This is a genomic window from Bifidobacterium sp. ESL0763, from assembly GCF_029433395.1.
Classification (GTDB): Bacteria; Actinomycetota; Actinomycetes; order Actinomycetales; family Bifidobacteriaceae; genus Bifidobacterium.
Map to the genome: position 1 here is coordinate 784,756 of NZ_JAQTHW010000002.1, position 14,174 is coordinate 798,929.

The 14,174-nt window shown below is 63.8% G+C and carries 8 protein-coding genes; 5 read left to right on the top strand and 3 right to left on the bottom strand.

Annotation, left to right across the window (positions count from 1 at the left end; translation table 11 throughout):
• Positions 1-12: 12 nt before the first annotated feature.
• The 3 genes from PT282_RS04115 to uvrA form a co-directional block, all read right to left on the bottom strand.
• The gene (locus tag PT282_RS04115; protein ID WP_277168290.1) at positions 13-1,134 is read right to left on the bottom strand and encodes a shikimate dehydrogenase; all 1,122 of its coding nucleotides are present in this window, start codon (positions 1,132-1,134) and stop codon (positions 13-15) included.
• Between the two features lie 301 nt (positions 1,135-1,435).
• Positions 1,436-3,967 (bottom strand): excinuclease ABC subunit UvrC, encoded by a 2,532-nt coding sequence (gene uvrC, locus PT282_RS04120; RefSeq protein WP_277168291.1) that lies wholly within the window; start codon positions 3,965-3,967, stop codon positions 1,436-1,438.
• A 47-nt stretch (positions 3,968-4,014) separates the two neighbouring features.
• Positions 4,015-6,954 carry an excinuclease ABC subunit UvrA gene (uvrA, locus tag PT282_RS04125; RefSeq protein WP_277168935.1) on the bottom strand — a complete coding sequence of 980 codons (2,940 nt, stop codon included), beginning with the start codon at positions 6,952-6,954 and terminating at the stop codon, positions 4,015-4,017.
• A 203-nt stretch (positions 6,955-7,157) separates the two neighbouring features.
• On the opposite strand from uvrA, the gene PT282_RS04130 reads away from it, so the two are divergent.
• The 5 genes from PT282_RS04130 to PT282_RS04150 all read left to right on the top strand — a co-directional run bounded on the left by PT282_RS04130 (position 7,158) and on the right by PT282_RS04150 (position 14,148).
• Positions 7,158-8,759 (top strand): ABC-F family ATP-binding cassette domain-containing protein, encoded by a 1,602-nt coding sequence (locus tag PT282_RS04130; protein WP_277168292.1) that lies wholly within the window; start codon positions 7,158-7,160, stop codon positions 8,757-8,759.
• Positions 8,760-9,106: 347 nt separating this feature from the next.
• On the top strand, positions 9,107-10,996 hold the full coding sequence (locus PT282_RS04135; RefSeq protein WP_277168293.1) for a bifunctional ADP-dependent NAD(P)H-hydrate dehydratase/NAD(P)H-hydrate epimerase: 1,890 nt from the start codon (positions 9,107-9,109) through the stop codon (positions 10,994-10,996).
• 104 nt (positions 10,997-11,100) lie between these two features.
• The gene (locus tag PT282_RS04140; protein ID WP_277168294.1) at positions 11,101-11,802 is read left to right on the top strand and encodes an HAD family phosphatase; all 702 of its coding nucleotides are present in this window, start codon (positions 11,101-11,103) and stop codon (positions 11,800-11,802) included.
• Positions 11,803-11,950: 148 nt separating this feature from the next.
• Positions 11,951-12,874 carry a LysR family transcriptional regulator gene (locus tag PT282_RS04145; protein ID WP_277168295.1) on the top strand — a complete coding sequence of 308 codons (924 nt, stop codon included), beginning with the start codon at positions 11,951-11,953 and terminating at the stop codon, positions 12,872-12,874.
• 218 nt (positions 12,875-13,092) lie between these two features.
• Complete coding sequence (locus tag PT282_RS04150) at positions 13,093-14,148, top strand: Abi family protein (RefSeq protein ID WP_277168296.1); 1,056 nt, start codon at positions 13,093-13,095, stop codon at positions 14,146-14,148.
• The last annotated feature ends 26 nt before the right edge of the window (positions 14,149-14,174 follow it).

Below are 14,174 nucleotides of genomic sequence, written 5' to 3' on the forward strand. Positions count from 1 at the left end.
TTTCGTCTGCACTCACAATGCCTCCCGCAGGGCCGCCCTCATGGCACGCTCAAGGCCCGGAAGCGAGCGGGGCGTGCCTGTTGTTGGTATCGATGCCATACTACTCCCCTCGGTGCTGGCGTCGTTGGGGTTGCCCGCTTCTTGCGGCTGAGGGCGCAGGCCGATGCCGGTCATCAGCAGCACCTGGTCGATCGCCTGGTAGAGCAGCATCTCCTCGCCGCCTATCGTGGCGCCTCCGAAGGCCCGCCAGGTCTTCATAAGCTTGGTCGGACGTGGATCGTAGACGACGTCGAGCAACGTTCCGGTGATCGTGTTCCCGTCGCCGTGGCGCAGCGCCGTATCCAGGGCTTCCGCCGTCGGATCGGCGCCGAGGCCGGGAATGGTGTTGATCGCCACGTCCGCATCCATCAGGAAGCGCCAGGCCTCCGGAAGCGGCTCGATCGCGAAATCGAAGCGCCCCTCATAGTGGCCGGCCAGACGGCGCAGCGCCTCGCCGTGCGCCGGGTTGCGGGCGCACACGGTCACCGAGGCGAGGCCTCCCAGCCCAGGACCTTTCATTTCGGTGCAGGCGGCGAGGGCGGACAGCGCGGTGTTGCCGTTGCCCATGATGACCGCCCTGAAGCCTTTGCGGGAGTTTGCGTCGGTCGCGCTCGAAGCGTTGGTGGCGTTGGCCTTCCCTGAGTTAGCCTGTTTCGATATGCCCGTTCCGTCGGGCTGCCGAGGACCGTCATCGGGCGTCGCGATGTGCTGGCGTTGACCGAACGAATGGTCGAACGCGTTGACGATGCCGTTGACGTCGGTGTTGTAGAGCCTGATGGTGGGCATCGTGCCGTCGTGGGAATCCGACCGGTCGAAGATGGCCGTGTTGGCCACCTGAAGTCTTTTCGACCAGGTGTCGCAGGTGGTGCCGTACGGGATGACGGTGCGCTTGAGGGGCATGGTGAGGCTCAGGCCGGCCCAGGTGTTGTCGAGCGACTCCAGGAAGCCATGCAGGTCGTCCTTGCCGACCTCGGCACGAGAATACCGCCAGTCGGGCATGCGCAGGTACCGGTACGCGGCATTGTGCAGCGTGGGCGAGAGCGAGTGCGAGATCGGCTTGCCCAATACGGCGCATTGGTGGGCGGCACTGTTCATGCGATGCTCCTTAGAAAATCCTGCCCCAGGCCCGCGGTGTGGAGTCCAGGTTCGACGGCTGCCGTTCGATGGCGATGGGATCCCATCCCGGGCCTCTGGCATGGGCAACCATGGTTCGTTGCCAGACTATACCTTCGCCGGCAACCGGGGCGTGTCCCATCTCGCGTCCGCGCACGTCCTGCAACCCACGGCGATCGGTTACGTTGCCGCTACCAGCCCGTGAATCGGCTGTGTCGCCGGCGATGTCGGTTCCCGTATCGGTATGGCTGTCGACGATACCGGTCTGTGAACGTTCAAGGGACTACGAAACATCCTTGGTGGAATCGTCGCTCGTTGCTGCCTTACCATCGGAGTCCTGGGCGTGCAAGGCCTCATAGATGGCCTTCGCCTTGGCCTCGCCGATGCCGTTGACCCGCTCGAGATCCTCCATGCTGGCCTGGCGCATCTTCTTCACCGATCCGAAGGCACGCAGCAGCTTCTTCTGGTAGGTCTCGCCGACCCCCGGGATGCCGTCGAGCGCGGAACGCAGCAGCCCCTTGCGCCTCGACTTGCGGTGGTAGGTGATGGCGAAGCGGTGGGATTCGTCGCGCACGCGCTGCAGCAGGTACATGCCCTCGGACTGGCGCTTGAGGATGAGCGGATAGTCCTCCCCCGGTATCCAGACCTCCTCCAGACGCTTCGCCAGACCGCAGACGGCCACGTCGTGCACGCCGCAGTCGTCGAGCGCCTTCCTGGCGATCTCGACCTGGGGCTTGCCGCCGTCGACGACGATGAGGTTCGGCTTGTAGGCGAAGTGGCGCGGATGCGTGTCCTGCTGGACCACGGCGTCGGCGTTGGTGAGGCTGGCAACTACGGAATTGGCGTCGTCCGGGCTCGCAGGAGCGGCTGGAGACGGCTGGTCCGATGGCGCCACGGCTTGCGCTTGCTCTTGCCGTCGGGCCTGTTCGATGCGCTTCTCGTTGTCGATGCTCTCGCCGGTATCGCCGGCGATGTTGCCGTGTCGGAAACGGCGGGTGAGCGTCTCATACATGGCGCTCAGGTCGTCGAGCGCGCCCTTGCCGTCGTCGCCACGGATGGCGAAGCGCCGGTATTCCGACTTCTTGGCGATCGCGTCCTCGAAGACGACCATGGAGGCGACCTGGTAGATGCCACCGATGGTGTTGGAGATGTCGTAGCCTTCGATGCGCAGCGGCGAATCGGGCAGTCCCAGCGCCTTGGCGACGTCGTTCATCGCCTGCGTGCGCGCGCCGATGTCGCTGATGCGGCTCATCTTGCTGCGCTGCAGCGCCTGCTTGGCGTTGGTGTTGGCACGGTCCATGAGAGCCTTCTTCTCGCCACGGCTGGGCACGCGGATGGTGACCGCCGAGCCGCGCAGGCCGCCGAGCCACCGTTCCAGCTCGCCGCGGCGCGCCGGCTCGATCGGGACGAGGACCTCGCGCGGCACCGGCGAGATGGGGGCCAGCAGGTCGCTGCGTCCGGTCCGCATCTGGCGTTCGCGGCGGATGCGCGTCGCCTGGGCGCGCGAGAGGCTGTCGGTGGCGGTGATGCTTTGCGTGGCGCCCAGGGCGTCGCGCCGTTCCTCGATGTCGAGGCCCGTGTCCGTCGTTGCCTGGCTGGCGTTCCCCTCGGTGCCATCGACACCAGTCGCGGAATCGCCGGTTCCATCATGTTTCGGATGCCGGGTGTCGTCGTCGGAACCATCGGCATGCCCTTGCCTGTCGTCGGACGTTCCGGCGTGGTGTTCCAGCAGTTCCTCGCCGTTGCTGGGCAGGTTCAACGGGATGTTGGCCTGGCTTTCCGTCTCCCCCATCATGTCGGCATAGACCTGGGTGATGAGGTCGGCGATGAGGTCCGCGTCGTCGATGTCCTCGACGCGTTTCACGCTCCAGTTGCGTTCGCCTCGGATGGAGCCGGAGCGCACGAAGAACGCATGGATGGAGGCTTCCAGCTCGTCGGACTCCATGCCGAACACATCGGCGTCCACATCCGAATCGAAGACGACGGCGTTCTGCTCGGACATGGTCTTGAGCATCGAGATCTGGTCGCGCAGACGCGCCGCCTTCTCGAATTCCATGTCGTTGCTAGCCTGCTTCATCTCGTGCGTCAGCCCGGCGATGAACGAGGTGCCGTAGCGGCCGGTGAGCACGCCGACCAGCCGCTCGCACATGCGGCGGTGCTCCTTGGCGCCGATCCTGCCGACGCAGGGTGCCGAGCATTTGCCGATGGACGCCAGCAAACAGGGACGGTTGGTCAGATGCGCGCGGTTGAAGACGGTTTTCGTGCAGGTGCGCACTGGGAACGCCTTGAGCAGCTTGTCGAGGCTGTGGCGCAGATCCCACGCCTTGACGTACGGGCCGAAATACCGGGTGTCACGGCGTTTGCGGTTGCGGGTCACCCACACCCTCGGATATTCCTCGCCCAGGGAGACGGCCAGGTAGGGGTAGGTCTTGTCGTCGCGGAAGACGACATTGAAGCGCGGGTCGAACTCCTTGATCCACGTGTATTCGAGGGTGAGAGCCTCGAGCTCGGTGGCGACCACGGTCCATTCGAGGCTGCGGGCCGTGAGCACCATGTTCTGCGTGCGCGGATGGAGCTCGCGCAGGGGCTGGAAGTAGAAGGTGAGGCGGTTGCGCAGGTTCTTGGCCTTACCGACGTAGATCACACGTCCGTCGCCGTCGCGCCACTTGTAGACGCCCGGATCGGTGGGGATGTCGCCGGTGGCGGGGCGGAAGAGGTCGCGGCTGTCGCCGAGCAGGCGCTTGGGCTTGCCGGCGTTCGCCTGCGTCGTCCTGCGCCAGGCACCCTGTCCATGCCCGTCGTCCGTGGAAGCCATGCCTCCCCTTTCTTTGATTCAGCCTCTGTCGTCCGCCATGGAAACGCTCAATGCCTGAGCATGGGGCCGAGGTACTTGCCGGTCCAGCTCTTCTCGCACTTGGCGACGTGCTCCGGAGTGCCCTGAGTGACGATGGTGCCTCCGCCGTCACCGCCCTCGGGGCCGAGATCGATGATCCAGTCAGCCGACTTGACCACGTCGAGATTGTGCTCGATGACGATGACGGTGTTGCCCTTGTCGACCAGCCCCTGCAGGACCTGCAGCAGCTTGCTGACGTCCTCGAAGTGCAGGCCGGTGGTCGGCTCGTCGAGGATGTAGACGGTGCGGCCGTTGGAGCGGCGCTGCAGCTCGGTGGCTAGCTTGACGCGCTGGGACTCGCCACCGGAGAGCGTGGTGGCGGGCTGGCCCAGGCGGATGTAGCCGAGACCGACGTCGACGAGGGTGTTGAGATAGCGCGAGATACCGGTGTAGGCCTTGAAGAAGTCCGCGGCCTCCTCGATGGGCATGTTGAGCACGTCGGCGACGGACTTGCCGTTGTACTTCACCTCGAGGGTCTCGCGGTTGTAGCGCTGGCCGTGGCATTGCTCGCATTCCACGTAAACGTCCGGCAGGAAGTTCATCTCGATCTTGATGGTGCCGTCGCCGTGGCATGCCTCGCAGCGTCCCCCCTTGACGTTGAACGAGAACCTGCCGGGCCCGTAGCCGCGCACCTGCGCCTCCGGGGTCTTGGCGAAGAGCTGGCGGATCTTGTCCCACACGCCCGTGTAGGTGGCCGGGTTGCTGCGCGGGGTGCGGCCGATCGGGTTCTGGTCGACGTGGATGACCTTGTCGCACTGCTCGATGCCCTCGACGCGGGTGTGTTTGCCGGGGACGATGCGCGCCCCGTTGAGCTTGTCCGCAAGCGAGGGATACAGGATCGAGTTGATGAGCGTGGACTTGCCGGAGCCGGAGACGCCGGTGATGCAGGTCATCACGCCCAGCGGGATGGACACGTTGATGTTCTTGAGGTTGTTCTCGCGCGCGCCGACGACCTTGAGCTGGCGGCTCCTGTCGGTCTTGCGCCGTTTCCTCGGCGTCTCGATCTCGCGACGGCCGGCGATGTAGTCGCCGGTGACGGAACGGGGCGCGTCGACCACATGCGCGGCCGGGCCGGAATAGACCACCTCGCCGCCGCGTTCGCCGGCGCCCGGGCCGATGTCGACCAGCCAGTCGGCCTTCTCGATGGTCTCCTCGTCGTGCTCGACCACGATCAGGGTGTTACCGAGGTCGCGAAGATGGTGCAGCGTCTTGATCAGGCGCTCATTGTCGCGCTGGTGCAGGCCGATGGACGGCTCGTCGAGGACGTACATGACGCCGACCAGGCCGCTGCCGATCTGGGTGGCGAGCCTGATGCGCTGCGCCTCGCCGCCGGAAAGGGTCTTGGCGGCGCGCGAGAGCGTCAGGTAGTTGAGCCCGACGTCGTTCATGAAGCCGAGACGCGCGCGGATCTCCTTGAGGACCTCGCCGGCGATAACGGCGGCCGAACCTTCCAGACGCAGCGAGCGGACCCATTTGAGGCTGCGCTCGACGGGCATGTCGCACACCTCGGCGATGGACTTGCCGTCGACGGTGACCGCGAGCACCTCGGGGCGCAGGCGGCGGCCCTGGCAGGTCTGGCAGGGCACCTCGCGCATGTAGGACTCGTAGTAGAGTTTCATCTGGTCGGAGTCGGTCTCGTCGTGGCGGCGCATGAGCGTGCGCACCACGCCTTCGAAGCCGGTGCTGTATTCGCGCAGGCGGCCCCAGCGGTTGCGGTAGGAGACCTTGACCTTGAAATCGTGGCCGTACATGATGGCGTGCTGGATCTTCTTGGGCAGGTCCTTCCACGGGGTGTCGAGGCTGAAGCCCATCTCCTCGGCCAGGCCCTCGAGCACGTGGCGGTAGTATTCGCCGGTGCCCTTGGTCATTCCCCATGGCTCGATGGCGTTCTCGTTGAGCGATTTGTCCGGGTCGGGAATGACCAGCTCCGGGTCGATCTCGAGCTTGTAGCCGATGCCGTCGCAATCGGGGCAGGCGCCGTAGGGGGCGTTGAAGGAGAAGGTGCGTGGCTCGATCTCGTCGAGCTCGAGCTGGTGGCCGTTCGGGCAGGAGCGCTTCTCGCTGAACGGCTCGCGGCGGCCCGGGTCCTTGGCATCCAGGTCGACGTAGTCGATGACCACGATGCCCTTGGCCAGCTTCAGCGCGGTCTCGATGGAGTCGGTGAGCCTCTGGCGGATGCCGTCCTTGATGACGAGGCGGTCGATGACGACCTCGATGGTGTGCTTCTTCTGCTTGGTCAGTTTGATCTCGTCGGAGAGCTGGCGCATCTCGCCGTCGATCAGCGCGCGTGAATAGCCGTCGCCGCGCAGCAACTCGAGCAGGTCCTCGAACTCGCCCTTGCGGCCGCGCACGACCGGCGCCAGCACCTGGAAGCGGGTCCGCTCCGGCTTCTTCATCAGCGTATCGACCATCTGCTGCGGCGTCTGGGCGCTCACGAGCTCGCCGCAGACCGGGCAGTGCGGAATGCCGGTGCGGGAGAAGAGCAGGCGCAGGTAGTCGTAGATCTGGGTGATGGTGCCGACGGTGGAACGCGGGTTGCGGTTGGTGGTCTTCTGGTCGATGGAGACCGCCGGGCTCAGGCCTTCGATGAAATCGACGTCGGGCTTGTCCATCTGCCCGAGGAACTGGCGGGCGTAGGCGCTCAGCGACTCGACGTAGCGGCGCTGGCCCTCGGCGAAGAGCGTGTCAAACGCCAAAGACGACTTGCCGGAGCCGGAAAGGCCGGTGAAGACGACCATGCGGTTGCGCGGGATGGAGATGTCGACGTTCTTGAGGTTGTGCTCGCGGGCGCCCTGGATCGTGATCTTGAGGTCGCTGGGGATGTGCGAGATGTCCGCCACCAGCGAATCGCCCGTCTTCCTCAGCGGGGCCTTCGCGATCTCCTGGGACAGGAACGAGTCGCTGTCCATCAGCTTGCGCGCCGTTGATGCTGTTGCCAATGCTTACCTCCGCTTTGCCGAATGCTTCACGCTAGGATAACCCATCATAGCGGACGGTTCGAACAAGTGTTCGATTGCATGTCGCCCGGCGCGAAACGAAGCGGTGCCGCTATGATGGCGTGTTGGTATATTGGGCCAGTATTTCTCGGGCATGACAGGATAGGTAATAAGGTATGGCAATCGAGGCGAAGGGACTGGAGATTCAGATCGGGGCGCGCACGCTGCTCAATCCCACTGATTTCCACGTGAGCAAGGGCGACAAGATCGGCTTGGTCGGACGCAACGGCGCCGGCAAGACCACCCTCACCCGCACCATCACCGGCGACCTGCTGCCCACGGCCGGCGAGGTGCGCATCTCCGGCAAGCTCGGCTACCTGCCGCAGGACACCCATGCCGACGATCCGGAGCAGAGCGCGCTCGACCGCATGATGAGCGCGCGCGACATCGCCAGCATCATCAAGCGCATCCGCCGCGCCGAGAAGGACATGACCAACGAGAACCCGAAGGTCATGGAGAAGGCGATGGACAAGTACGACAAGGCCATGCAGGCGTTCGAGAAGGCAGGCGGCTACGCGGCGCAGTCCGAGGCGATCTCAATGGCGGCAAGCCTGGGCCTGCCCAACGAGACGATGCAGCAGCCCATCGGCACGCTCTCCGGCGGTCAGAAGCGACGCATCGAGCTGGCGCGCATCCTCTATTCCGACGCGGACACGCTGATCCTCGACGAGCCGACCAACCACTTGGACGCCGACTCCATCGAGTGGCTGCGCGGCTACCTCAAGCGCTTCGAGGGTGGGTTCCTGGTCATCTCCCACTCCACGGAGCTGCTGGACGAGGTGGCCAACCGGGTCTGGCACCTGGACGCGCAGACCGCGCAGATCGACATGTATTCGCTGGGCTGGAAGGCCTACCTCAAGCAGCGTGTGGTGGACGAGGAGCGTCGCCGCCGCGAGCGCGAGGTCGCCGAGAAGAAGGCGGCGCGCCTGATGAAGCAGGGCATACGCCTGCACGCCAAGGCCACCAAGGCCGTCGCCGCGCAGAACATGATGCGCCGCGCCCAGCGACTGCTGAGCGAGACCAGCGAGGCCGAGGCGCAGGAGAAGGTGGCCGACATCCGCTTCCCGGAGCCGGCGCCCTGTGGCAAGACGCCGATCATGGCCGAGGGGATCTCGAAGTCGTTCGGCTCCAACGAGGTCTTCAACGGCATCGACCTTGCCATCGACAAGGGCTCGCGCGTGGTCATCCTGGGATACAACGGCGCGGGCAAGACCACCACGCTGCGCATCCTGGCCGGCGAGGACAAGCCCGACACCGGTGAGGTCGTCTACGGCCACGGCTGCAAGATCGGCTACTTCGCCCAGGAGCACGACACCCTGGAGATGGATGCGACGGTGCTGGAGAACCTGCAGCACGTCGCCCCCGACCTCAACGACACCCAGGCACGCTCCATCCTCGGCAGCTTCCTCTTCTCCGGCGACGACGCGTTCAAGCCGGCGAAGGTGCTCTCCGGCGGCGAGCAGACGCGTCTGGCCCTGGCGACGCTGGTGACCTCGCGCGCCAACGTGCTGCTCCTGGATGAGCCGACCAACAACCTCGACCCGGTCTCGCGCGACGAGATCCTCAAGGCCATCGCCAAGTACGAGGGCGCCATCATCCTGGTCACCCACGACGAGGGCGCGGTCAAGGCGCTCAACCCCGAGCGCGTGCTGCTGATGCCGGACGGCGACGAGGACCTGTGGAGCGACGACTACCTCGACCTGGTCGCCGAGGAGTAGGCGCCGGGCAGCAGCCGAATGCGTTTTCCCTGCTGCCGTCTCCTTCGCATCCTGGTTGTTGCCTCCTTTCCCCGTATCCAGTCACGGAAGCGTTCCTTTCCATCCGACAGGTTCGGTTTCGTGACTGGATTTTTGCATACGGTGACGAAACCGCATCCAACGAAGACTCAGATGTCGTATATTTACCGAACGTTCAGCCGGTGTGACGAAACCGCATCTGAGCGACAGTAAGGTCCGGTTTGTTCACTGGATTCCTGGCACGCATCGCCATACGAGGGGCACGGGGCCGAATGTGGCTGCGACGCGGTAGCATCGGGCTAGATATCGGCACACACAGGAGGTCGGCGATGGACGAGCGGATGGCGGATGTGAGGCGTGGGCGGCGGTTGCGCCACCAGGCCTATGACGTGGCGACGGTGCGTGGCATGGAGCGCCCGCTGCTCGACCGTGGCGTGCCGCTGATGCGCATGGCGGCGTCGGCAGCGGCTCGGGTCACCGCCGAGCTGTTGGACGAGCATGGACTCGACGTCGACGGCGCGCGGGTAGTGCTGCTGGCCGGCGCCGGCGACAACGGCGGCGACGGACTCTTCGCGGCCGCACGACTGGCAAGGGCCGGCGCTCAGGTCACGGCCATAGCGGTCGGGAAATCCCTGCATCTCCAAGGTCTGCTCGCCTTCACCCGTAGCGGTGGACGGCTGCTGGTGGTCAATCCCGACGCGGACATTCCCGGCGTCTCCTCCGGTTTCGGCGCGGGCGAGGCCGGCGAACGGTTGCAGGCGGCAAGCGAATTGGCCGGCCAGGCAGACGTCGTGCTCGACGCGATGACCGGCATCGGGGTGAACGGAGCCCTCCGCGGTCCGGCCGCCACCATGGCGCAGATCCTCCATCCCGGAGACTCGAGTAACGAGACGTTGTCTCCATCTCTCGCCGGCAAGGATGTCGGGCATGGCCACAAGCCGCTGGTCGTCGCCATCGACACCCCCTCGGGCATCGGCGTGGACGACGGCACGCTGCCCGGCGACTGCATACCGGCCGACGTGACCGTGATATTCGGGGCGATGAAGCCCTGCGCGATGCTGCCGCCGGCCACCTTCGCGTGTGGCCGCACCATTCTGGTCGATTTCGGCTTCGACCTCTCGCATGCGCGTCCGGCCGTCGTCTCCATCGACGACAAGGCCGCGGATGCGGTGCGCCTCCCCCGGGTCTCCGATTCCAAATACTCCCGCGGGGTCGCCGGCCTGATTACCGGCTCGGCCAGATACCCGGGCGCCGCGGTGCTCAGCTCTGGCGCGGCGGTGCGTTCCAACATCGGCATGGTCCGCTATCTCGGCCCGATCAACGCCTCGGACATGGTGCTGCGCAACTCGCCGGAGACCGTCATCGGCAAGGGACGCGTCGAGGCCTGGGCCGTCGGCTCAGGTGTGCCCACCGCGGCAGCGGCCAGGGACACCGACAAGCAGGGCGCCGGCAGACACGGCACGAACGGCAGCGACGGCCAGCGCGGGGCCATCGCGGCGCTGCTGAAGCACTACGCATTGCCAGACGGGGGCGATGAAGCGACGAAGGCCATCGACTTCGATTGGGAGCCATGGAGCCTGCCACCGATCTGCGTCGATGCCGGCGCGCTCGACCTGCTGCCCGAACGCGTGCCCGCGCATGTGGTCATCACCCCGCACGCGGCCGAGCTCGCGGCGCTGCTCAGGCTTCGCGGCGAGGATGTGGATGCCGAGGGCGTCGTTGCACAACCGTGGCGCTGGGCCAGACGCGCGCACGAGCTGACCGGGGCGACCGTACTGCTCAAGGGTGCGGTGACCATCGTCGTCGGAGGCGCCGGCCTGCCCGGCACGAATGACGAGGACGATGCGGAAGGTGCCGGCGAAGACAGCAAGGCGACCCTGACCTACATCTCCGGAAACGGTCCCGCATGGCTGGCGACTGCCGGGGCCGGTGACGTGCTGGCCGGCGTCATGGCCGGACTGCTTGCACAGCAAGGCGAGGATGCGCTGCAGCGTGACCCCGCCCTCGATGTCATGGTCGCCGCCAGCGCCAGCCACATCCACGGACTCGCCGCGTGCCTGGCCGCCGACAGTGACAGCCATGGCTGGCAGCCGCCGGAGATTTTCGACGCCGACGGCACCATCGAGCCGGACGGCAAACCCGGCCATCCGATCGTGGCGACCGACGTCATCGACGCGTTGCCGCAGGCGTTCGGGGAACTCCTGCGCCGCAAGGCCTGACAGCGAGTCACCCGTGGTCGTGTCTTCTGGCGAGACAACACCGCCATATTGGGCCAGATACGGGATAATGGATAATAGACGAGACCAAAGAACGGGAGACGGCCATGAGCCACAACACTGTCGACACTCACATTGACGGGACCCTAGGCAACAATGACGTAACCGCCATCACCTCCAATGCCGACGCCGGCATACACGACATCGTCTTCGACTTCTGCGGGGTGCTGCTGGAACTGAACTACCGCCCCTGCCTAGAAGGGCGTTTCCCGCAGGACATCGTCGAAAGCCTGTGCGCCGACCGCGGCGTCTATGGGTTCTTCGAGTCCGAGGCGCGCATGGACGCCGGCGAGGACTTCGCCGTGGTCATCAAGGACGTCGAGCGCGAGTATGGCGACGAGGCGGCCACGATGTTCCGCTACTACATCGAGCACTACGCCGACGCGCTGCCAAAGATGGTCGATGGCATGGAGGAGCTGCTCGCAGACCTGCGCGGAGCCGGATACGGGGTGTGGGGGCTGACCAACTGGTCGGCCGAGACCTTCCACGTCGCCTTCGAGAAGTTCCCGCGGCTCGAGCGGCTGCTGCAGGGCACCATTGTCTCGGGAGTCGAGAAGATGCACAAGCCGAACGCCGACATCTTCGAGCTCGCCCTCGCCCGCTTCGGTCTCGACGCCGGACGCACGGTCTTTTTCGACGACACCCAGCGCAACGTCGAGGGCGCCAGCGCGGTGGGCATCCATGGCATCCGCTTCACCGATGCCGCCGCCGCGAGGAGGGACCTGCGCCGTCTGGGCGTGAGAGTCTGAGCGGTGCGGTGCGACAATCCCCTGGAAACTCAGGAACGGCGGAACGTTGAGAATCCCGGCAACCGATCCTTCTACGCCCACAGCGTCAAACCGACGGTTTCGTTATAACCTGACCTCGCAAATACATGCGTCGTTATAAACTGGCGCTATGACACTGCTGCAGCTGAAATACATCGTCAAGATCGTGGAATGCGGCTCGATGAACGAGGCCTCCCACGAGCTCTACGTCTCCCAGCCCGCGCTGAGCTCGTCGGTCAAGGAGCTCGAGCACGAGATGGGCATCGAGATCTTCACCCGTTCCTCGCAGGGCATCGCGCTGACCGTCGACGGCGCGGAGTTCCTCACCTACGCGCGCCAGGTGCTCGACCAGGCCGAGCTGATGGAGGAACGCTACAAGCACGCCAAGCCGCGCAAGCAGCTCTGCTCGGTCTCCACGCAGCATTATATGTTCGCCGTCGAGGCGTTCGTGGAGATGATCGGCGCCAACAAATCCGACGAGTACGAGTTCACCCTGCGCGAGACCCGCACGCGCGACATCATCGACCAGGTCGCCAACATGCTCTCCGAGATCGGCATCCTCTACCTCTCAGACTTCAACAAGGACGTCATCGGCAAACTGCTGCGCGGCAAGCACCTCGAGTTCCACCCGCTTTTCCGCGCCCCGCTGCACGTCTTCCTGTCGCGCGACAATCCCCTCGCCACCAAGAAGAAGGTGACGATGGACGACCTGAAGCCGTACCCGTTCATCCAGTACGAGCAGGGCGAGGAAGGCAGCTTCTACTTCGCCGAGGAGGCCGTGTGGCCCAAGGACTCCCCCAAGCAGATCACCGTCACCGACCGCGCCACGATCCTCAACTTCATCATCGGGCTCAACGGCTACACGGTGTGCACCGGTATCGACAACGGCGACCTCAACAACGAGAAGATCGTCACCGTCCCGCTCGACACCGAGGAGACCATGCTGGTCGGCTGGATCGGCAACGAGCGCGCCAACCTCTCCACCGCCGCCGAACGCTACCTCGAGAAGCTCAAGTCCGTCATCGCCAGCCACGGCTACAAGCTCATCGAATAAAACGGTAAAACAGAACGGTATCCACAGTGTGCAGCACAAGGCACACTCAATCTTCATCGGAATTCAGCTTGGGCATTTGCACATTCGCGCACGTGCAGGTAGATTAGGAATTGCACGTACAGGGTAGTATCTGATGTCACTGACATCGTGATCCCCAAGTGTTCAGGAAGCAGCCTCGGTTGCTTCCTGAATTTTTCTTTTAGCACGACGAGGGAGCCATGACTGAAGTCAACGGAGATGACTGCGATAGACTAGATGACATCGATAAACCTATTATCGATGTCGATGCACAAATTGAGGTTCTTCGGTCACATGGCGTTGCGTTCAGACGCTGTTCCGTTGAATCGGCCAAGGAATTCCTTAAGTATCATACCTATTTTTTCAAGCTGAAGGCGTTCGACAAGGAATTCCATAAAAACGCGCGAGGAATATACGATAATCTTGATTTTGCCGATCTGAAGGAACTGTCAACACTTGATTATCAGATTAGGCGATTCGTACTCATGCGCAGCGGCGAAATCGAACATGCCATGAAAACACGTTTCAATCTGCTGCTTATGGGCACAGCAATGGACGGTTACGAATTGACTGAAGCCTTTGAAGCCAGCGAGAAGCACTTCTATCGAATTCGTTTCCATACGCCGTTCTCACTGCACAATGCAATGAACAAAAACGGATACAACCAGTGGATGATAGAAAAATACAGTTCGCATATTCCGCCCTGGGTCGTCTGGGAGACGTGCCCGTTTTATCTGAATATCGCCTTCTATCGATATTTTCTTAAAAAGAGTCGCTACAACGATATTATCTTCACAACACTGGATGGAGTCCGGCATCTGCGCAACGCGGCAGCCCATCACAACTGCTTGCTCGTTCCCACCTCGCAATCCGTCAATCCCACGGAACAGCTGACTCCCCTGCTGGTTGACCTCTTCAAAAGCAGCAGCATCGACACGGATTCAATAATGGCCTTGGCAAAATCGGATCCGCTGATACACGATTTCGCCTGCCTGATTTGCACGGATTTAAATCTCATACAAGATGCCGCGCATTATTCCTTAATCTCAGATTCGGCGAATCTTCTCAGGCGTCTTTCAAGTGTGTTTTCTCGGTATCAAGCTGAAAACCATCTTCGCCAACAGTTGGAAGCCATGATTGCCCTGCTCACTATTTCCAACAACCTCGACCCGAGCATCTCCTACTCGACTATGCGCCAACCGATACGCAAGCAGGGCAGAAGACTCATCAAGCGTAAGGACAACACACACGCTTAGGCCATCCTTATCCCCCCTAGTTCATG

Bases quoted from the DNA above. Each gene is read 5' to 3' on its own strand.
- uvrC (WP_277168291.1), bottom strand. From the start codon at position 3,967: ATGGCTTCCACGGACGACGGGCATGGACAGGGTGCCTGGCGCAGGACG.
- PT282_RS04115 (WP_277168290.1), bottom strand. From the start codon at position 1,134: ATGAACAGTGCCGCCCACCAATGCGCCGTATTGGGCAAGCCGATCTCG.
- PT282_RS04140 (WP_277168294.1), top strand. From the start codon at position 11,101: ATGAGCCACAACACTGTCGACACTCACATTGACGGGACCCTAGGCAAC.
- PT282_RS04145 (WP_277168295.1), top strand. From the start codon at position 11,951: ATGACACTGCTGCAGCTGAAATACATCGTCAAGATCGTGGAATGCGGC.
- PT282_RS04150 (WP_277168296.1), top strand. From the start codon at position 13,093: ATGACTGAAGTCAACGGAGATGACTGCGATAGACTAGATGACATCGAT.
- uvrA (WP_277168935.1), bottom strand. From the start codon at position 6,954: ATGGACAGCGACTCGTTCCTGTCCCAGGAGATCGCGAAGGCCCCGCTG.
- PT282_RS04135 (WP_277168293.1), top strand. From the start codon at position 9,107: ATGGACGAGCGGATGGCGGATGTGAGGCGTGGGCGGCGGTTGCGCCAC.
- PT282_RS04130 (WP_277168292.1), top strand. From the start codon at position 7,158: ATGGCAATCGAGGCGAAGGGACTGGAGATTCAGATCGGGGCGCGCACG.